Raw genomic sequence first — 19,199 nt, 5'->3', positions numbered from 1 at the left:
ACGCTCTATTCCCGAAACGTTTCGATTCCGTCCTCGATCCTGACCGTGCCGCCGGTAACGACTTCCGCATAGATCCCGCAGTCGCGATGTCCCAGCGTTCTTGCCAGCGCGTTCGGAATATCGAGATCGCGCGCCCCGGTTTCCGGGTCGACATTGGTGGCGGTGCAGCGGACAATCCGCTTGACCACCTTGAGCCTGACGTCTCCGATCGCGAGCGTGTGGCCGAGCAGGTCGAGTTCGCTCCAGGCGGGCCAGCCACGGACGTACAGGTTGGCGCGGAAGCGGAGCGGGTGAACCGGCTGACTCACCATTTGTTCGATCGCGGCGACGCTGCCGAGGTTGATGATCGAGACCACTTTCCTGGCGACGTCCGAAAAGCTGTGTCCGTTGCCGACGAGAACCCGAGGCGGCCCTTTTAGCTCTTGCGCGAAGCTCGTCGCGAAGAACCGTTCAATTGCGGCGCGGCCCTCTGCCGTGCCGAGGTCGGCGCGCGCCGCCTCCTCGCCGCCGGTCAGGATTGTCAGGACCCGGCTGGCGTCGTCATAGCGGCTTTCGAGCGTGGCGAGCCGCTCGTCGCGCATCAGCATCAGAAACCTGGACTTAGGAAAATACCGGGGCGCGGCAGGATCGAATCCGGTCGGGCCGTTCTCGATCGCATAGGAGCGGTCACCGGGAACGGTCCCGCCGGGGTTCAGGACAGCGTGTTGCAGAGGCTCGGCGGACAGGCCTTTGACGGGATAGCGGTAAAGCGCCGCAACGGTCGCATTGGAAGATCCGGACATGATGCTCCTTACAAGATTCCCGCGAGGCGTGTCATCGACGCTGTCTCAACGCCCCTTCATTTTCCGGAAGGCTGTTCCTACATCTGCCGCAGGCCGAATTGAACCATCCCGCGAGCCGGTCGCTGCCGGTTGGGGAATGTCAATGCGGCCGGCGCAGGCAACGAGGATGCTGCTTTCTGTGCTTTCGGGGCAGAGGCGGCAGGCCGGGGAGATTCCCATGAACATTGAAAAATATACCGAGCGGGTGCGCGGGTTCATCCAGTCGGCGCAATCGCTGGCGATGCGCGAAGGCCACCAGCAGTTTACGCCGCTCCATATTCTGAAGGTGCTGCTCGATGACAGCGAAGGTCTGGCGGGAAGCCTGATCGACCGCGCCGGTGGCAATTCGCGCGCGATCCTGAAGGCGACTCAAGCCGCTCTCGACAAGATGCCGAAGGTGTCGGGCGCTGGAGCGGGCCAGATTTATCTCGCGCCGGCAACGGCGCGCGCATTCGATGCCGCGGAGCAGGCTGCCGGGAAGGCCGGCGACAGCTTTGTCACCGTGGAACGGCTGTTGCAGGCCTTGTCGCTCGACACGGACAGCGATGCGTTCAAATTACTGAAGGACGGCGGGGTCACGCCGCAGAACCTCAATGCGGCGATCAACGCGCTGCGCAAAGGGCGGACTGCGGATAGCGCCACGGCGGAAAACGCCTATGACGCGTTGAAGAAATACGCCCGCGATCTGACCCAGGCGGCGCGCGAGGGCAAGCTCGATCCGGTGATCGGCCGCGACGAGGAAATCCGCCGCACCATCCAGGTGCTGTCGCGGCGCACCAAGAACAATCCGGTGCTAATCGGCGAGCCCGGCGTCGGCAAGACCGCGATCGCGGAGGGCCTCGCGCTGCGCATCGTCAACGGCGACGTGCCGGAAAGCTTGAAGGACAAGAAACTGCTCGCGCTCGACCTCGGGTCGATGATCGCGGGCGCGAAGTATCGCGGCGAGTTCGAGGAGCGGCTCAAGGCGGTGCTGCAGGAGGTGACCTCCACCGATGGCGGCATCGTCCTGTTCATCGACGAGATGCACACGCTGATCGGCGCCGGCAAGGCCGATGGCGCCATGGACGCCTCCAATCTGCTGAAGCCCGCACTGGCGCGTGGCGAACTGCATTGCGTCGGAGCGACCACGCTCGATGAGTACCGCAAGCATGTCGAGAAGGACGCGGCGCTGGCCAGGCGCTTTCAGCCGATCTTCGTGTCCGAGCCGACGGTCGAGGATACCGTCTCGATCCTGCGCGGCCTCAAGGACAAGTATGAGCAGCATCACGGCGTCCGCATCGCCGATAGCGCGCTGGTCGCGGCCGCCACGCTCTCCCACCGTTATATCACCGACCGTTTCCTGCCCGACAAGGCGATCGATCTGGTGGATGAGGCGGCGGCGCGGCTCAAGATGCAGGTCGATTCCAAGCCGGAAGAACTCGATTCGCTCGACCGCGAGATCGTGCGGCTGAAGATCGAGCAGGAGGCGCTGAAGAAGGAGAACGACGCCGGCTCCAGAACGCGCCTTGAGAACCTCGAGAAAGAACTGGCCGATCTGGAAAAGCGGTCGGCGGATCTGACCTCGCGCTGGAACGCCGAGAAGAACAAGCTGTCGGATGCCGCCAAGCTCAAGAGCGAGCTTGATCAGGCGCGGATCGAACTCGCCAACGCGCAACGGCGCGGCGAATATCAGATAGCCGGCGAACTGGCCTATGGGCGGATTCCCGAACTCGAAAAGCGTTTGCAGAGCATCGAGACCGGCGAAAGCAATACGATGATGAATGAAACCGTGACGGCGGACAGCATCGCCCAGGTGGTGTCGCGCTGGACCGGCGTTCCCGTCGACAAGATGCTCGAAGGCGAGAAGGAAAAACTGTTGCGCATGGAGGAAAGCCTTGCGGCGCGCGTCGTGGGGCAGGGTGAAGCCGTGCGGGCGGTGTCAACGGCCGTGCGGCGCGCCCGCGCCGGTCTGCAGGATCCCAACCGTCCCATGGGCTCGTTCATGTTCCTGGGGCCGACCGGCGTCGGCAAGACCGAACTGACCAAGGCGCTCGCCGCCTATCTGTTCGACGATGAGACGGCGATGGTCCGCATCGACATGTCGGAATATATGGAAAAGCACTCGGTGGCGCGGCTGATCGGTGCGCCTCCCGGTTATGTCGGTTACGACGAGGGCGGCGCGCTCACTGAAGCGGTGCGGCGGCGTCCCTATCAGGTCGTGCTGTTCGACGAGATCGAGAAGGCTCATCCGGACGTGTTCAACGTGCTGCTGCAGGTGCTCGACGACGGCCGCCTGACCGACGGACAGGGCCGCACGGTGGATTTCCGCAACACGCTGATCATTATGACATCGAACCTCGGTTCGGAATTCCTGGTCAATCAGCCGGAAGGGGAAGACACCGGCGCGGTGCGCGACCAGGTGATGGAGATGGTGCGCGGGCATTTCCGCCCCGAATTCCTCAACCGCGTCGACGAGATCATTCTGTTTCATCGGTTGCAGAAGAGCGAGATGGGCCGGATCGTGGAAATTCAGTTCTCAAGGCTGCAAAAGCTGCTGGAGGATCGCAAGATTGTGCTCGATCTCGACGCCGCGGCGCGTGACCGGCTGGCCGAGAAAGGCTGGGATCCCGCCTACGGCGCGCGGCCGCTCAAGCGCGTGATCCAGCGCAGCGTGCAGGATCCACTGGCTGAAATGATCCTGGCTGGCGTCATCCGCGACGGCGACCAGGTCGCGATTTCAGCCAAGGATGGCGTGCTCACATTCAACGGTGACGCGCCGCCGAGGGCCGATATCGAGCCATTCGCGCGGCCGATGCCCAGGCGCAGGCTGCACTGAGGCGTGCCTGCTCAAGCCTTCCCGCACCCGCGGGAGGCTTGGCGCCGCCGTCAGGCGAATCTCATGAATGCTCCCCAGTGCAATTCTAAAAAAGACCGATTTTGTGAAATAATCATTTCGTTCTGGCCGCTCATGGAAGGGTATTATTCTTTGTTTTCGATAATGCTTGTTTTCTTTGGCGAACCAGCCCTATTCAAAGGGCCGAATTGTCGAAACGGATGCAGAGGCTTTCCATTTCGTGCGGCGTCTCGACCAGACCTGTGAAGTGTCAATCGCGGCGGCCGGCAGTTCGCTCCCGAGGTTTTGCTTGCGATGACAAAATTGGAATTTCCAGGTTCAGCACTCACGACGGATCAGTGGACGCAGGTCAACCAGCTCGCGACGTCTCTCAGTCATGAACAGGCGATCTGGATCAGCGGCTATTTCGCGGGTCTCAGTCATCGGGCTCGGGCTGGCGCCGCGGCAGCGGAGATCGCGGAGCTTGCACCGCCTTCGCAGGCCGGCGTCGCCGGCGCGGCTGCGACGCGGCTCCTGACGGTCCTGTTCGCAAGCGAGACCGGAAACAGCAAGACCCTCGCCAAAGCGCTCGTCGACAAGGCCGCAGCCCAGGGAATCCAGGCGCGTCTCGCCGATATGGCGGAGTACAAGACGCGCGGCCTCAAGGACGAACAGGATCTGCTCGTCATCACCAGCACCCATGGCGAGGGCGACGCGCCGCAGACAGCCGTCGGTTTCTTCGAGTTTCTGGAGAGCCGCAAAGCTCCCAAGCTGCCGCAACTGCGCTTTGCGGTGCTGGCGTTGGGTGATTCGACCTATGAAAAGTATTGCGAGGCCGGCAAGCGGGTCGACCGGCGGCTCGAGGAACTCGGCGCGCAGCGCCTTGCCGATCGCGTCGACTGCGATGTCGATTACGAGGATGCCGCGGACGCGTGGATATCGACGGTCATAGCCGATCTCGCGCCCGCCGCGCAGGCGCCCGTCTCCGCTCCGGTTGCGGCGACGGCGCTGAGCGGTGCACCGTCGCTCGCGGCATTCGATAAGAAGCATCCGTTTCAGGCCGCCGTCATCGACAATATCGTGCTGACCGGGCGCGGATCGACCAAGGAAACGCGCCATATCGAGTTGTCGCTGGCGGATTCGGGCTTGATCTATCAGCCGGGTGATGCGCTCGGCGTGGTGCCGCGTAACGATCCGGCGCTGGTGGACGCCATACTTGAAAAGCTGTCGCTGTCCGCCGACGCCCCTGTCACGGTAAAGCAGGGTACGATAAGCCTTGGTGAGGCGCTGAGCGGCACATTCGAGATAACGGCGCTCACGCCGCGCTTTCTCGATCTTTGGGCCGAGATCACCGGCTCCGATGAACTACAGGCATTACGCGCGCCCGATCAAAAGGAGGCGCGCGCGGCCTTCCAGCACAACCATCACATCCTCGATGTCGTCGGCCGGTTTCCGGCGCCGGGCATCGATGCCGCAAAGTTCGTTGCGGGTCTTCGGCCGTTGCAGCCGCGGCTCTACTCGATTGCCTCGAGCCTTGCCGCCGCCCCGGACGAGGCGCATCTTACGGTCAGCACGGTGCGCTATACGCTGCACGACCTGCCGCGCACCGGCGTCGCATCCGGCTATCTCGCGGCGCGCACCGAGGCGGACGCCACGGTTCCCGTTTATATCCAGTCCAACGATCACTTCCATCTGCCGGATGACGATGTGCCGATCCTGATGATCGGCGCGGGCACCGGCGTCGCGCCGTACCGCGCTTTCATGCAGGAGCGTGAAGCCCGCGGCGCATCCGGCCGGTCATGGCTGTTTTTCGGCGAACGCAATTTCCGCAGCGACTTCCTCTATCAGGTCGAGTGGCAGGAACTGATCAAGAACGGCGTGCTGAGCCGGCTCGATCTGGCGTTCTCGCGGGACGCCGCGCCCAAGACCTACGTGCAGGATCGTCTGCGCCGCCAGGGCCGTGATGTTTACGCATGGCTCGAGGAAGGCGCGTATATCTACGTCTGCGGCGACAGCGCCCACATGGCGCCGGACGTTCACGCGGCGTTGACCGAGATCGTTGCCGAACATGGCGGCCTCGACCGCGACGAGGCGGGCGCTTATCTCTCGGCACTGCAGCGTGACCGCCGCTATCGGCTAGACGTTTATTGAGGCCAGTTTGGTGGACGCAAAGACACAACCCGATCGCAGTCGCGATGTTTCCCAGCCGCTCGACAAGCTTGGGCCGGACGAAACGCTGAAGGCGAACAGCGACTATCTGCGTGGCACGATCAAGCAGAGCCTGGCCGACGAGATCACGTCGGCGGTGACGGCGAACGACGCCAAGCTGATGAAGTTCTTCGGAATCTATCAGCAGGATGACCGGGATATTCGCGACGAGCGGCGTCGGCAGAAGCTGGAAGCGGCTTTTTCCTTCATGGCGCGCGTTCGTCTGCCGGGTGGGGTCTGCACTCCCGGTCAATGGCTGAAGCTCGACGATCTTGCGCGCAACTACGCCGGCGACACGCTGCGGCTGACCACGCGCCAGACGTTCCAGTTTCATCGCGTGATGAAACACGACCTGCGCACCCTTATGCAGGGACTACGCGACGTTCTTCTCGACACCAGGGCGGCCTGCGGCGACGACACCCGCGGCGTCATGAGCACCGTCAATCCTGATCTGTCGAAACTGCACGCCGAGGTTTATGCGCTTGCCAAGCGAGCGAGCGACCATGCGGTGCACAGGACCGGCGCCTACAAGGAAATTTGGTACGAAGCCGAGCGCGAGGAAACGGACGGACCCGAGGAGCCGTTCTACGGACGCACCTATATGCCGCGGAAGTTCAAGATCGGCTTCGCGATTCCGCCCAGCAACGATATCGACGTCTACGGCCAGGACCTCGGCTTCATCGCCATCGCGCATCGCGGCAAGCTGAAGGGTTTCAACGTCGCCATCGGAGGCGGCCTTGGCCGGACCGATCAATCGCCGAAGACCTATCCGCGCCTGGCCAGCCTGATCGGCTATATCGACGCGGACAAGCTGTTTCCGACGATCGACGCGGTGATGTCGGTCCAGCGCGATTACGGCGACCGTCTCGACCGCCTGCACGCTCGCTTCAAGTATACCATCGACGAAAAGGGCCTCGACTGGATCAAGGCGGAAACCGAACGCCGTCTCGGCTTCGCGCTCAAGCCTGAGCAGCCCTTCACCTTCACCTCGAACGGTGATCCGCTCGGCTGGGTCAAGGGCGAGGATGGTCGCGAGCATTGCGTCCTGTACATCCAGAACGGCCGCGTCATCAACACGCCGGACTATCCTTTGATGGATGGATTGCGCGCCATTGCGCAGGTTCACAAAGGCATGTTCCGCGTCACGCCGAACCAGAATCTCATCATTGCCGATATTGATTCGAAGGATCGGCCCGAGATCGAGGCGCTGATGAAGGAATACGGGCTCGATCAGTTCGAGACCCGCAGCGGCTTGCGCCTTAACTCGATGGCCTGCGTCGCGCTGCCGACATGCGGTCTGGCGATGGCCGAAAGCGAGCGCTATCTGCCGGATCTCGTCACCAGGATCGAGGCGATCCTGAATACTTATGGGCTTAAGGACGATCCGATCACCATCCGGATGACCGGATGCCCGAACGGCTGCGCGCGCCCCTATATCGCCGAGATCGGCCTCACCGGCCGCGCGCCGGGCAAGTACAATCTCTATCTCGGCGGCGGCTTCCACGGCGAGCGGCTCAACAAGATGTACCTGGAGAATGTCGGTGAGCCCGCGATTCTGGAGGCGCTTGACAAAACGCTCGGCCATTATGCCCGCGACCGCAAGCCCGGCGAGCACTTCGGCGATTTCGCCATTCGCGCCGGCTATGTCCCTGAGGTGAAGGAAGGCCGGTTCTTCAACGATTGAGCCGGGCCTGCGACTGATTTCCGCGAACCGGCTTTTGCTCGAAGCGAGAAGATAGCGCTTGCGCTATAACGACGCGCTCCTTGTGACCCGCGCGCCGTGAACTGTGCCGGCGTTCCGGAATCGTTGTGTTTCGACGGAAGTGCTTTAAATAAGCCGGGACCGGCTGGCCGTGATATCCTGAACGGAATCGTCGCGGGGCCTCGCATTTTCATCGAAAGTCCACGAACGTCATGTCCGAATCCATGAATCCGAGAACTGTCGCGGCCGCAAACGGCATCGCGGCGGAAGATACTTTCGGAGCGGTGACACCGCCGATCTGTCTGTCGAGCACTTTCACCTGGCCCGGATTCGGGCGCAAAGGTCCGCACGATTATACCCGCACCAGTAATCCCACGCGGACCCTGCTGGCGGATACCCTCGCCAAGCTCGAGGGCGGGGCGGGCGCGGTGGTGGTGTCCTCGGGCATGGCGGCGATCGATCTGGTGCTGTCGCAACTCTCAAGCGACGATATCGTGATCGTGCCGCATGATTGTTACGGCGGCACTCACCGCCTGCTTCTGAACCGCCGCGACCGGGGTCACTTCAAGGTGCGCTTTGTCGATCAGAACGATCAGGCGGCGCTGGCGTCCGCCTTGAAGGAAAAGCCCCGGCTTGTCCTGATCGAGACCCCGAGCAATCCCCTGATGCGCATCGTCGACATCCGGGCGATTGTCGCTCAGGCGAGAACGGTCGGCGCCAAGGTCGCTGTTGACAATACGTTCCTGTCGCCCGCGCTGCAGCGGCCGATCGCACTGGGCGCCGATTTCGTCATTCACTCTACGACGAAATATCTCAATGGCCATTCGGACATCGTCGGCGGCGCCGTGATCGCAGCCGATTCCGCTGACGTCGAAGCATTGGAGACCTGGGCCAATATCGTCGGCACGACGGGAGCGCCGTTCGATTCCTTCCTGGCGCTTCGCGGCATCCGCACGCTGTTTCCACGCGTGGAGTGTCAGCAGCGCAATGCCCAGGCGGTTGCCGAGTTTCTCCTCTCGCATCCCCTTGTCGCGGCCTGTCACTATCCGGGGCTGCCGTCGCATCCGGGGCATGCTGTCGCCAAAGCCCAGCAATCCGGCTTTGGCGCGATGCTCAGTTTCGAGCTGAAAGGAGGCGAGGTGGAAGCTGGCCGCTTCGTTGAGGCAGTGCGGCTTTTCTGTTTCGCGGAATCGCTCGGCGGCACCGAGAGCCTGGTGGCTCATCCGGCCACGATGACCCACGCCGGAATGTCGGACGAAGCGCGCAAGGCCGCCGGGATCACCAGCGGTCTTATCCGGCTTTCGATCGGCCTGGAGGATGCCGCTGATCTGATCGCCGACCTGGATCAGGCTCTTGCCGCGATCGATCGACCGGTTCGATCGCAGGCGAGCGCCTGAATCGCGACGCCGGAGTCATCCGCAAGGCAAGGAAAAACAAAAAAGCGGAGCCGGCTGGCTCCGCGGCAGATCACTCAGGCGCAGGCGGACATATCCGCGAGTTCGCTCCTGATTGAATCAGAAGCGAACTACTTTATCCCTACGAATCTGGGCCGTTACGGACAGGGATGACGATAGCCGTCCGTGCCGAGATACGTTCCGGATGCCGGATCGTAGGAACGGAAACGCTGCGCGCAATAGGCCGCGTTCTGCTGCGCCGCTGCCGCCGCATTGGCCTGACCGGCGGCAATCGCGCCGCCGACAATGGCTCCAGCCGCCAGGCCGCCGATCAACGCTCCGGCTCCTCCGCCGTAATAACCGGGCCCACCGTAATACCCGCGACGATAATACTGAACGGTTTCGATCGAGGACGGGCCAGCCTTGCTCATGCCGGACTGAGCCATGATCGGTGCCGAGGTCGCCGGAACGGAAAACGTAAGTGCCGCGGACCCGGCGAACAGGGCCGCCAACAGAATTTTCGATCGCATCATTCAAGCTCCTCAACGGTGGGAATTATGACCGAGATCATTATTCGAAGCATTTGCTCAGGATGTCACATGTTCAAAGTGTCACATGATCGTGAGGTTACATACCGGCGGGGCTCCGGGTTGCCGCGAGGGCTGTAATTTCATGTGACCGATCATTGCATTGTGTTAGTGCTCGATGGTCACCTTACGGTTCATTTTTCTTAGTTCGATGATGACATGATGGCAAGCTGGCACGTTTGAGCGAATTCTCCGCGACGGATTGTAGCTGTGCGCGAACCGTTCAGCAGCGTACGTCCTGGCGCTGGTCAAGGCCAACTCTGACTGGATATGCGATGCGGTGATGCTGGTGTCCGGATGAACCGTTACACCACGATGCTCAGCCGTTTTGCCGCGCGGGTGATGCCCGTATACAGCCATCGCGCGCGGCTGTCCTGAAATGCGAAGCTCTCGTCGAACAGAACGACGTCGTCCCATTGCGACCCCTGCGACTTATGCACCGTCAGGACATAGCCGTAGTCGAACTCGTCGTAAGGCTTGCGCTGCTCCCACGGAATATCCTCGATGCCTCCGGCGAAACAGTCATGCCGCACCGAGACTTTCGTCACCTTGTGCGCAAATTCCTCATCGGGCGACAGCCGCATCGTGATGATCTTTGACCTTGAGACGGCGCGCGCCTTCACACGCCACAGTCCGCCGTTAAAGAGCGCCTTCTTGCGGTTGTTGCGCAGACAGACCAGCTTGTCGCCGGCCACCGGCAGCGGATCCTCGATGTTCTGTCGTTGCCGCATCCGCATGTTGTAGGCGCGACGGGTGTTGTTGCGCCCGACCAATACCTGGCCGGCATCCATCACGCGCGCCGGATCAAGCTCGCCGCGCGGCACCACTTCGCTTTCGCCGTAGCGGCCGATGTCGAGCTCGCGGCCCTCGCGCACATCCATGGACATGCGCACGATCGGGTCGTCCTTCGCCTGCCGGTGAACCTCGGTCAGCATCGCGTCCGGGCTGGCGTTGGTGAAGAAGCCGGCGCCCTGGATCGGCGGCAGTTGTGCGGGATCGCCCAGCACCAGCAGGGGACAGTCGAACGACATCAGATCGCGGCCCAGCTCCGCGTCGACCATCGAGCATTCGTCGATCACGATGAGCCTGGCCTTCGAGGCGGGCGCGTCGTCCCATAGCTCGAAACTCGGCTGCTCCTCGCCGGATTCGCGGGTGCGGTAGATCAGCGAATGAATCGTCGATGCGCCTTCGCAGCCCTTGTTGCGCATCACCAGCGCGGCCTTGCCGGTGAAAGCCGCGAACTTGACCTCTCCGTCGACGCCGTCAGCGATATGACGCGCCAGCGTGGTCTTGCCGGTCCCGGCATAGCCGAACAGGCGAAAGACGGCAGGCGTGCCGTTCTTGCCGGGTTTGGCTTTGAGCCAGTCGGCGACGGCTTTCAGCGCTGTATCCTGATGTGGCGTGAAGGAGGTCATGATCTCGAAGAGTGAGGGAGCCGGCGAGGCGATGCCGCGACTCAGGTCTTCGAAAGCTAACCATTCGCGGAGCGGGCGCAAGACGCCCTGTTCTCGCGGTGGACCGGTTGTCAGGTCGTTGCGACGAATGCACGGGGGTCGCCGCTGCCGGCGGGCGTGATCGCGATGCCGTCGTCAGCGTATTCGTTCAGCTTGTTGCGCAGGGTGCGGATCGAGATGCCGAGGATGTTGGCGGCATGAGTCCGGTTGCCGAGGCAATGCTTCAGAGTTTCAAGGATCAGGTCGCGCTCGACGTTGGCGACGGTGCGGCCGACCAGCGCGCGTGTCACCTGCTCAGCGGCGAGCGTGGCATGGGCCACGGCCGGTGCGGTTCTGATGAGATCGAGACGGTCGCCCTCCGGCGTCAGGATCGCGTCGGCGCCGATTTCGTCGCCATTGGCCATCAGCACCGCGCGGTGGATGGTGTTTTCCAGCTCGCGGACATTTCCCTGCCAGCGGTTGGCGCTCAGCACGCACCGCGCGTCCGCTGAAATCGGACGTACCGGCACGCCGTTGGCCGCGGCATACTTCCTGATGAAATGCTGCGCCAGTTCGAGAATGTCCGCGGGACGCTCGCGAAGCGGCGGTATCTTCAGGTTGACGACATTGAGGCGGAACAGCAGATCCTCGCGGAAGGTGCCCTGCCGCACGGCGTCCGCAAGGTTGCGGTTGGAGGTCGCGATGATGCGGATATCCACCGGCACCGGCCGGGCGCCGCCGACCCGGTCGATCACCCGTTCCTGGATCGCGCGCAGCAGCTTGGACTGAAGCCGGACGTCCATTTCGGATATTTCGTCGAGCAGCAGCGTGCCACCGCTGGCCTCCTCGAATTTGCCGATCCGGCGCGCGATAGCCCCGGTGAACGCGCCTTTCTCATGGCCGAAGAGTTCGGATTCCAGCAGGTGCTCGGGGATCGCCGCGCAGTTGATCGAGATGAACGGCCGTTTGGCCCGGTTCGAGCGGGCATGCACATGGCGCGCCAGGACTTCCTTTCCGGTCCCGGATTCGCCGGTGATCATGACCGAGGCGTCGGAGCCTGCGATCTGCTGCGCCAGCTTGATGACCCTGGCCATCGCCTCGTCGCGGTAGACCAGATCCCGGGAATCGTTCGCCACCGCGGCAAGGACCGCCGCGATCAGTTCGGGGTCAGGCGGCAGCGGGATGTATTCCTTGGCCCCGGCGTGAATCGCCGCGACCGCCGCGCGCGCATCGCTGACGATGCCGCAGGCCACGATCGGAACGTGGATATGCTCCGCCTCGAGCCGGAGCACGAGGTCGCGGATATCGAGACCGACATCCACCAGCAGGAGATCGGCGCCCTTGCCGCCGCGCACCACCGCCATCGCCTGTTCGTTGTTCTCGGCGTGCGTGACGGAGGCGCCATTATCCATGGCGATCTTGGTGGCGGTCGTGAGCTGGCCTTTCAACGAGCCAACAATGAGAAGCCGCATGATCTGCTCCTGTTAATATTCCCGTGCCCGTAGCGCTGGCGTTCAGGCTTTCTCGGCCTTGATGATTTCAGTCATGGTCACGCCGAGCTTGTCTTCCACGAGAACTACCTCGCCGCGCGCCACGAGCCGGTTGTTGACGTAAATATCGATGGCTTCCCCGACCCGCCTGTCGAGTTCCAGGACGCTGCCGGGTCCGAGCTTGAGCAGCGCGCCGACATCCATCCTGGAGCGGCCGAGCACGGCGGAGACCTGGACGGGCACGTCGAATACGGCCTCGAGGTCGGAGGCGACCCGCGAGACCTGCTCGTCCTCGCTGTATCCGACGTCGTCGATCGACGGCGCGTCGGCGGCGTTGAGGTCGGGAAGCGGAACCTGGGTGTCGTTATCGCTCATTGTTCGCTACCATGCCTTCAGGGGGTGCTGCTCGGTTTGCGTGACGCCATGTAGCCTCGCACCAGTTCGTCGATCCTGGCGTCGATGGCCGCCCGTTCCAGCACGATCCCTCCGTCGGCCCATTCGATCCTGCAATCGCCGGTCGCGACATCGGGCTCGGCGAGGATGACGAGTCGTCCGGTGAACCCGGTTTGTTTGGCCAGGCGTTCGATCTGATCGCGCGCCGCGTCGTAGAGCTGATCGTTGATCCGGACCACGAGGTGCGGCGTCGACACCAGGTGCCGGATACTGTCGCGGACCAGTGCGATGATATCAGCCGATGGCTCGGCTGCGATCAATGCGCCGCACAGCTTGCGCGCGGCCGCAACCGCGACATCGACCGCTTCGGTCTCCATCCGCGCTTCGATGCCTGCAAATCGTTCGGCAACAGCCTTGATGCCCGCGGCGATGCCCTCGATCGCCGCCGCCATGCGGCGATCGCTCTGCACCTTGGCTTCGCGCTGCGCGGCGTCAAATCCCTTTTGATAGGCCGCGGCCTCGGCGGCGGCGATCTTCTGCGCAATCTCAAGAGCCGTCGGCGCCCGCTCCCTCGACTTATGAGGAGCCGAGAAGTCCGTATCGAACAGGAATTTCGCTGGAGCGCCCATCAGTAGACCAGCTCGTCGTCGGCGCGGTTTTTCGAGAGCATGATCTCGCCCTTGGCCGCGAGGTCCTTGGCGAGATTGACGAGCAGCGCCTGCGCCTCATCGACGTCGCGCAGCCGCACCGGGCCAAGCGCCGCCATGTCGTCCATCAGCATCTTGGCGGCGCGTGTCGACATGTTGCCCATGAAGAAGGCGCGGACCTCTTCGTTGGCGCTCTTCAGCGCAATGCCGAGCTTGTCCTTATCGACATGCCGCATCAGGGTCTGCGCCGAACCCGCATCGAGCTTCACGAGATCGTCGAAGGTGAACATCAGCGCCTTGATGCGTTCGGCGGCCTCGCGGTTCTCGTCTTCCAGCGCGGTGATGAAGCGGGTCTCGGTCTGGCGGTCGAAGTTGTTGAAGATTTCCGCCATCACCTCGTGGGCGTCCCGGCGGCGGGTCTGTGACAGGTTGGACATGAATTCGCTGCGCAGCGTCTGCTCGACGCGCTCGATCACTTCCTTCTGCACGGCTTCCATCCTGAGCATGCGGCCGACCACATCGAGCGCCATGTCCTCGGGGAGGATGGCCAGCACCCGCGCGGCATGTTCGGGCTTCAGCTTCGACAGCACCACCGCGATGGTTTGCGGATATTCGTTCTTGAGATAGTTCGCGAGAACCTCCTCCTGAACGTTCGACAGCTTCTCCCACATGTTGCGACCGGCAGGACCCCGGATCTCATCCATGATGCCGCTCACGCGTTCTGCGGGGAGATATTGATTGAGAAGTCGCTCGGTCGCATCGAAATTGCCCATCAGCGCGCCGGACGCCGACATCCGTGAGACGAATTCGAGCAGCAGGTCCTCGACCACATCGGCCTCGACCGTGCCGAGGGTCGACATGGCCAGCGACAGATCGCGCACCTCGTCATCGTCCAGCATGGCCCACACCTTGCCGCCGTGCTGTTCACCCAGCGCCAGCATCATCACCGCCGCCCGTTGTGGCCCGCTCATCGGCTTGGACTTGGGCCGGGTGCTTTGCCGGCTCGCAAGCGAGGCGACGACGCTGTTGATGTCGTTGACGTTCTGGTTGGTGGTGGTTTGCGGGACGGTCATGTCAGGTTATGCGGGTTCTGCGAGCCATTGGCGGATGATGGAAGCGGTTTCGGCCGGGTTGCGCTCCGCCAGTTCACCGACCCGGTGCACCGACTGCGCATGGACCTGCCCCTGCACCTGGGCAACGTCGATCAGTTGCGCGGTGGCGTTGCTGCCGGGGATGAGATTTTGCCCGGTTTCCGTGGGGTGAGCGCCGGCGTCGGCCGGGACCGGAAGCGCGGCGGCCGGTTGGGCGCTGGGCGCGGCCGGCTCAGCGGCGAGGATACGCTGGACCAACGGGCGGATCACCATGAACGTCACCACGAGGCCAAGCAGCGCCATGACGCCGAGTTCGACGACATACATCACGTCGTCCTTCGTCAACGTCATCATTCCCAGCAATCCCGCCGGCTCGGCGAGCGGCACGACCACGGGCGGATCGGCGAATTTGAGGTTGACGACCTCGACCTGGTCGCCGCGCTTCTGATCGAAACCGATCGCCGAGCGGACCAGCGTTGCGATGCGGTCGAGCTGTTCCCGGCTGCGTTCCTCGTAGACCATCTGGTCTTTGTCGTTCCTGGCATAGGTGCCGTCGACGAGAACGGCGACCGAAATGCGGTTGACGCGGCCTGCCTCGGTCACCTCGGTTTTGGTGGTGCGGGAAATCTCGTAGTTGTTGGTTTCTTCGCTCTTCTTGCTCTGGTCGCGCGCGGTGTTCGGATTGTCCGATGGCTGATTGCCGGGCAGTTCGTTGTTGACCGTGACCTGGCCGTTATTGTCGGCCGTCAGGGAGGATTCCTCGCGGGTCTGGCTGGATCGCAGCACCCGTCCTTCCGGATCGAATTTGTCCGAGGTCTGGGTGATCTTGTTGTAATCGAAGTCGGCGGAGAGCTGGACGCGGGCGCGGCCGTTTCCAACCACCGACGATACAATCGCCTCGACCTGACTGCGCATGCGCTTTTCGAACGCGGCGCGTCGCTCGTCTCCTGTCACGCCGTCGGCATCGGTCGTCGAGCCGTCGGCAAGCAACTGGCCGGTTTCGTCCACGATGGAGACCCGCTGCGGCTTCAGCCCGTTGACGGCGGAGGCGACGAGATGGCGGATGGCGCGTATCTGCTGCGGTTCGAGGCCGCCCCGGACGCGCAGCACGATCGAAGCCGAAGGCTGAGGCGCTTCGCGCGTGAAGAGCGGCCGCTCGGGCAGCACCAGATGGACGCGGGCGTCCTGAACGCGGTCGATGGCGCGGATGGTGCGCGCGAGTTCGCCTTCCAGCGCGCGCAGCCGATTGATGTTCTGGACGAAGCTGGTGGTGCCGAGCGCATCCGACTTGTCGAAAATCTCATAGCCGACGCCGCCGCCCTTGGGCAGGCCCGCTTCGGCGAGCTTCATCCGCAGCCGCGTTACCTTGTCCTTCGGCACCATGATCACGGCGCCGTCGTTACGAAGCTCGAAGGGAATGGCCTGGCGTTCGAGGTCCTTGATGATGCCTGAGGAGTCCTCGACGCTGAGGTCGGTGAAGAGAGTCGTCATCTGCGGCGTCGTGACGCGCATGATGACGAATGCGAAGAAACCGATCAGCACGGCGGTGACCGCGACCATCGCCATCAGCCGCGATGCTCCCAGGCCTTTCAGAAATGCCAGCAGACCTTGCAACGAACCAGCCCCTCGGACCCGGCCCTGGAAGGCCGGCTCGGCAAATATTGCCTACGGTATGGTTTCGATATGGTTAACGGTGGTTAAGACCCGTGACGAAATTGCAAAACAAAAGAACCGGCATTCGTTCGAATGCCGGTTCTGAATGCGAAGCATCCTGAAGGAGACGCCCTATTGGCGATACTGTTGAATACGGGTGGTGCGCAGCCCGGCAAGGCCATGCTGGTCGATCGAGAACTGCCACGACAGGAATTCATCGACGGTCAGTGTGTAGCGGCTGCAAGCTTCCTCGAGCGAGAGGAGACCGCCACGTACCGCGGCGACGACTTCGGCCTTGCGGCGGATGACCCAGCGTTTGGTCCCGGGCGCCGGCAAATCCGCGATCGTCAGTGGACTGCCGTCTGGCCCGATGACGTATTTCACCCTGGGGCGGTGAGGTTCTGTCATGGCGTACTCACAAACTCTAAACCATTGAACTCACCGACATACCTACGCTACGCGGCTTAAAATTTGCCTAAGTTCAGGGCTTCAATACGATTCTCCTTTGAAAGGCCTGTTCTGGACGCGTGTCTGGCCGGGCGTCGGATCGCCGGATGGGAGTATGAGTGGACCCGCCGCGAGCGATCCGTTGTCAGTTCACGATGCGCCTGATCTGGTTGATGGTGTAGGTCTGGCCGCCGATCGACAGCAACGGAGGGGACTGGGTCAGATCGACGGAATTGACCTGGCCCTGAATCTGGGTCGAGACCGCGACCGGATTTCCCGACGCATCGACAGCCGTGGCGGTCAGCGTGTATTGGCCGTCCGGCCATTGGGTGCCGTCATTGCCGAGGCCGTTCCAGGAGAAGGCCTGATCGTCGCCGGCATCGACGCCGTAAGAGCCGGAGAAGACATTCTGGCCCGTGCTGCTTGCGATGTTGATCGTGAGGGTGGAGGCGGTCGGAATACCGAGATGCCATGTGACCGCATTGTTGGTCATGGCGGCGGTGCTGCCGTCGATCACGGCGTTTTTTCCGACGAAGTCGAGCGCCTGCGTGGCCTGCGTGGTCTGCTGCAATGAAACCAGGTTCGAAAGCTGGTCGTTGGTCCTCAGTTGCTGCTCGACGCCCGCGAACTGGACGAGTTGCTGAGTGAACTGGTTGGTGTCCAGCGGGTCGAGCGGATTCTGGTTCTGCAATTGCGTCGTCAGCAGTGTGAGAAATGTCTGGAAGTTGCCGGCCAGCGTGCCGGTGCTGGATGTTGCCGATGAAGCGGCGGAGGAGGCAGGCTGCGCCGTCGTGCCGGACACCACCTGCTGAACCGCAGAACCCACTGACGTCGTCATCTCCGTCTCCTTAAACCCTGATGTCGAGGCCGCGATTCGATCCGAGGATCCGGCCATAATCCCGTCCGGCTGCTGCGACCGGGATGTCCTCCTCCGTCACGACCAGATGGTGGTTATGACGCCCGGCGCCGTCACGCGCGGTGTGCTCCTGGGAGGATTGATCCCGCAGGCTGAACTGGAGGCCGCCGTCGCCCGTCCTCAGGCCGGCGTCCTGTAGCGCCCGCTGGAGGTGCGGCGCATCCTGCCGCAACATCGCAAGCGTTTCCGGCTTCTCCACCGTCAGGTGCGAGGTCACTCGGCCCTGGCGGTCGACGTCGAGGCGGACATCGATGCGGCCGAGGTCGGCGGGGTCCAGCCGGATTTCGAAGCGGCTCTTGCCGCTCAGGGCCGTGACGGCGATCTGGACCGCAAGCCCGTTCAGCGGCACGGCCGGGCCGGTGGCCACCGCGACATTGTATTGCGGCGTCGCGGCTACTGTGGCGTTGGACGGAATCTGCGGCTGCGCGGGGACGCCGTTGATGCCCAGACTCTCGACCTGACCTGATTGCGGCTGCGTCGCCGCGGCGTCGAGCGCGCGGGTGGGATGCGGCGCACTGGTTTCCGTTTGCGTGGAGAATGTGCCGGTCTCGGACGCAGCCTTCTTCGCACTCTCGGCGGCATCATGCTTGTGATCGGAGAGAGTGGCGTCGTGCGACGGGACGGGATCGCCGCCTGCCGCCGGCTGGGCTGGCACGGCCGGCATATCCGGTTCGGGCTGGATTTCCGTGGCGACCGCCGCCGCGAGGGCGCCTTCGGTTTGCATGACGGTCCGCACCGCCTGCCCGGTATCGGGCGTCTCTTGAAGGACCGCCGCGGCGACGGCTTCAGTATCCATCGCGAGGGTCGGATCGATGCCGGCATTCGCGGGCGATGTCGCCATCGCGCGGGTCTGCTGCGCCAGCGGCCCTCCCACGGCATCGGGAATCGGCTCGGCGGTTGAACCGGCAGGAGCTACCATGACAGGTGTCGTAACCGGCACGACCACCGCAGGCGGCGTTGCCATCGTCTCCGGCGAAGCGCTGGGGTCGGCCGTGTCCGAAACCTCCTGTGGAGAGTCGAAAGCATTTCCGGCCGGCGCGATTTCGGGATCGTCGTATTTGGGACCAGGGCGGCTCTCGGCGCCCGATTGTTCTGCGCTCAAGGAGGATTGCCGGATATCCCTGCCGGCTTCCACTGGATTTGACTGAGGTGGCGGGGCGGACGATGCCCGGGAGTTGCCCGCCGGCTCCCGCATGACGCGGTTCGGACCGGTAACAGAGGGACGTGCATTGAGCGGATCACGCGAATTCCCCGGCTGCGCGACCGTGATATCCGAACCTTGCATGCTGGCATCGACCAGCGTTCCGAAAGCATCGCCGGATGGCCGGTCGCCGCGCTGAGAATTCGGTGGCGCGCTATGCAAAGACACACTGGCGGTGGGTTTCGTCGTCACGCTACGCACAGCCAACCTCTTGCTGATAGAGTCGTCGAGGCAAGCAGCAAGGACCGGGCCATGTTGCGGGAGAAAAAATATTGATGACGGTCAATGAGTTATAGAGCCGGACGGGCTGAACCCGCCGGTCCGGACTGCTTTCTTTCTGCCCGGCGGCAAGATTTGCCGTCCGCTGTCGTCGTCTGGCCGTGATTGCCTCGCAGGAATACGGA

15 protein-coding genes are annotated in these 19,199 nt (G+C 63.2%); 4 read left to right on the top strand and 11 right to left on the bottom strand.

What is annotated here, in order from left to right; genetic code table 11:
- Window positions 1–5: 5 nt before the first annotated feature.
- Window positions 6–782, bottom strand: a complete 777-nt coding sequence (locus NWI01_RS04785) for an MOSC domain-containing protein (protein ID WP_141382794.1) — start codon at window positions 780–782, stop codon at window positions 6–8.
- Window positions 783–999: 217 nt separating this feature from the next.
- Here NWI01_RS04785 and clpB point away from each other — a divergent pair, with 217 nt between their 5' ends.
- From clpB to metB, 4 genes are all read left to right on the top strand, one after another.
- Window positions 1,000–3,636, top strand: a complete 2,637-nt coding sequence (clpB, locus tag NWI01_RS04780) for an ATP-dependent chaperone ClpB (protein WP_141382793.1) — start codon at window positions 1,000–1,002, stop codon at window positions 3,634–3,636.
- Window positions 3,637–3,948: 312 nt separating this feature from the next.
- Window positions 3,949–5,784: an assimilatory sulfite reductase (NADPH) flavoprotein subunit gene (locus NWI01_RS04775; RefSeq protein WP_141382792.1), complete on the top strand. Its 1,836-nt coding sequence runs from the start codon at window positions 3,949–3,951 to the stop codon at window positions 5,782–5,784.
- Between the two features lie 10 nt (window positions 5,785–5,794).
- Complete coding sequence (locus NWI01_RS04770) at window positions 5,795–7,525, top strand: NADPH-dependent assimilatory sulfite reductase hemoprotein subunit (protein WP_141382791.1); 1,731 nt, start codon at window positions 5,795–5,797, stop codon at window positions 7,523–7,525.
- 230 nt (window positions 7,526–7,755) lie between these two features.
- Window positions 7,756–8,940 carry a cystathionine gamma-synthase gene (gene metB, locus NWI01_RS04765; protein WP_141382790.1) on the top strand — a complete coding sequence of 395 codons (1,185 nt, stop codon included), beginning with the start codon at window positions 7,756–7,758 and terminating at the stop codon, window positions 8,938–8,940.
- A 155-nt stretch (window positions 8,941–9,095) separates the two neighbouring features.
- Here metB and NWI01_RS04760 read toward each other — a convergent pair whose 3' ends face one another.
- From NWI01_RS04760 to NWI01_RS04715, 10 genes are all read right to left on the bottom strand, one after another.
- Window positions 9,096–9,470 (bottom strand): BA14K family protein, encoded by a 375-nt coding sequence (locus tag NWI01_RS04760; protein WP_141382789.1) that lies wholly within the window; start codon window positions 9,468–9,470, stop codon window positions 9,096–9,098.
- Window positions 9,471–9,829: 359 nt separating this feature from the next.
- Window positions 9,830–10,939, bottom strand: coding sequence for an ATP-dependent DNA helicase (locus NWI01_RS04755; RefSeq protein ID WP_141382788.1), 1,110 nt, complete (start codon window positions 10,937–10,939; stop codon window positions 9,830–9,832).
- Window positions 10,940–11,049: 110 nt separating this feature from the next.
- A complete protein-coding gene (gene flbD / locus NWI01_RS04750) occupies window positions 11,050–12,429 on the bottom strand; it encodes a sigma-54-dependent transcriptional regulator FlbD (protein ID WP_141382787.1) in 1,380 nt (459 codons plus the stop codon).
- Between the two features lie 42 nt (window positions 12,430–12,471).
- On the bottom strand, window positions 12,472–12,822 hold the full coding sequence (gene fliN / locus NWI01_RS04745) for a flagellar motor switch protein FliN (protein WP_011313924.1): 351 nt from the start codon (window positions 12,820–12,822) through the stop codon (window positions 12,472–12,474).
- 17 nt (window positions 12,823–12,839) lie between these two features.
- The gene (locus tag NWI01_RS04740; protein WP_141382786.1) at window positions 12,840–13,469 is read right to left on the bottom strand and encodes a FliH/SctL family protein; all 630 of its coding nucleotides are present in this window, start codon (window positions 13,467–13,469) and stop codon (window positions 12,840–12,842) included.
- Window positions 13,469–14,560, bottom strand: coding sequence for a flagellar motor switch protein FliG (gene fliG, locus NWI01_RS04735; protein WP_141382785.1), 1,092 nt, complete (start codon window positions 14,558–14,560; stop codon window positions 13,469–13,471). The genes NWI01_RS04740 and fliG overlap by 1 nt, the downstream gene beginning before the upstream one ends.
- Window positions 14,561–14,566: 6 nt before the next feature.
- A complete protein-coding gene (gene fliF / locus NWI01_RS04730; RefSeq protein WP_141382784.1) occupies window positions 14,567–16,192 on the bottom strand; it encodes a flagellar basal-body MS-ring/collar protein FliF in 1,626 nt (541 codons plus the stop codon).
- Between the two features lie 171 nt (window positions 16,193–16,363).
- Window positions 16,364–16,639, bottom strand: a complete 276-nt coding sequence (gene sciP / locus NWI01_RS04725) for a CtrA inhibitor SciP (protein WP_002714638.1) — start codon at window positions 16,637–16,639, stop codon at window positions 16,364–16,366.
- A 184-nt stretch (window positions 16,640–16,823) separates the two neighbouring features.
- On the bottom strand, window positions 16,824–17,516 hold the full coding sequence (locus NWI01_RS04720; RefSeq protein WP_141382783.1) for a flagellar hook assembly protein FlgD: 693 nt from the start codon (window positions 17,514–17,516) through the stop codon (window positions 16,824–16,826).
- 10 nt (window positions 17,517–17,526) lie between these two features.
- Window positions 17,527–18,996, bottom strand: a complete 1,470-nt coding sequence (locus NWI01_RS04715) for a flagellar hook-length control protein FliK (protein ID WP_244613643.1) — start codon at window positions 18,994–18,996, stop codon at window positions 17,527–17,529.
- Between the last annotated feature and the right edge of the window lie 203 nt (window positions 18,997–19,199).

The organism is Nitrobacter winogradskyi (genome assembly GCF_006539545.1).
Classification (GTDB): Bacteria; Pseudomonadota; Alphaproteobacteria; order Rhizobiales; family Xanthobacteraceae; genus Nitrobacter; species Nitrobacter winogradskyi_A.
Note: the sequence above shows the minus strand (reverse complement) of the source record. Positions and strands in the feature narration are given on the sequence as shown.

Coding starts and splice junctions, on each gene's coding strand:
- sciP (WP_002714638.1), bottom strand. CDS start 16,639: ATGACAGAACCTCACCGCCCCAGGGTGAAATACGTCATCGGGCCAGAC.
- flbD (WP_141382787.1), bottom strand. CDS start 12,429: ATGCGGCTTCTCATTGTTGGCTCGTTGAAAGGCCAGCTCACGACCGCC.
- clpB (WP_141382793.1), top strand. CDS start 1,000: ATGAACATTGAAAAATATACCGAGCGGGTGCGCGGGTTCATCCAGTCG.
- NWI01_RS04760 (WP_141382789.1), bottom strand. CDS start 9,470: ATGATGCGATCGAAAATTCTGTTGGCGGCCCTGTTCGCCGGGTCCGCG.
- fliN (WP_011313924.1), bottom strand. CDS start 12,822: ATGAGCGATAACGACACCCAGGTTCCGCTTCCCGACCTCAACGCCGCC.
- NWI01_RS04755 (WP_141382788.1), bottom strand. CDS start 10,939: ATGACCTCCTTCACGCCACATCAGGATACAGCGCTGAAAGCCGTCGCC.
- NWI01_RS04785 (WP_141382794.1), bottom strand. CDS start 782: ATGTCCGGATCTTCCAATGCGACCGTTGCGGCGCTTTACCGCTATCCC.
- NWI01_RS04740 (WP_141382786.1), bottom strand. CDS start 13,469: ATGGGCGCTCCAGCGAAATTCCTGTTCGATACGGACTTCTCGGCTCCT.
- NWI01_RS04720 (WP_141382783.1), bottom strand. CDS start 17,516: ATGACGACGTCAGTGGGTTCTGCGGTTCAGCAGGTGGTGTCCGGCACG.
- fliG (WP_141382785.1), bottom strand. CDS start 14,560: ATGACCGTCCCGCAAACCACCACCAACCAGAACGTCAACGACATCAAC.
- NWI01_RS04775 (WP_141382792.1), top strand. CDS start 3,949: ATGACAAAATTGGAATTTCCAGGTTCAGCACTCACGACGGATCAGTGG.
- metB (WP_141382790.1), top strand. CDS start 7,756: ATGTCCGAATCCATGAATCCGAGAACTGTCGCGGCCGCAAACGGCATC.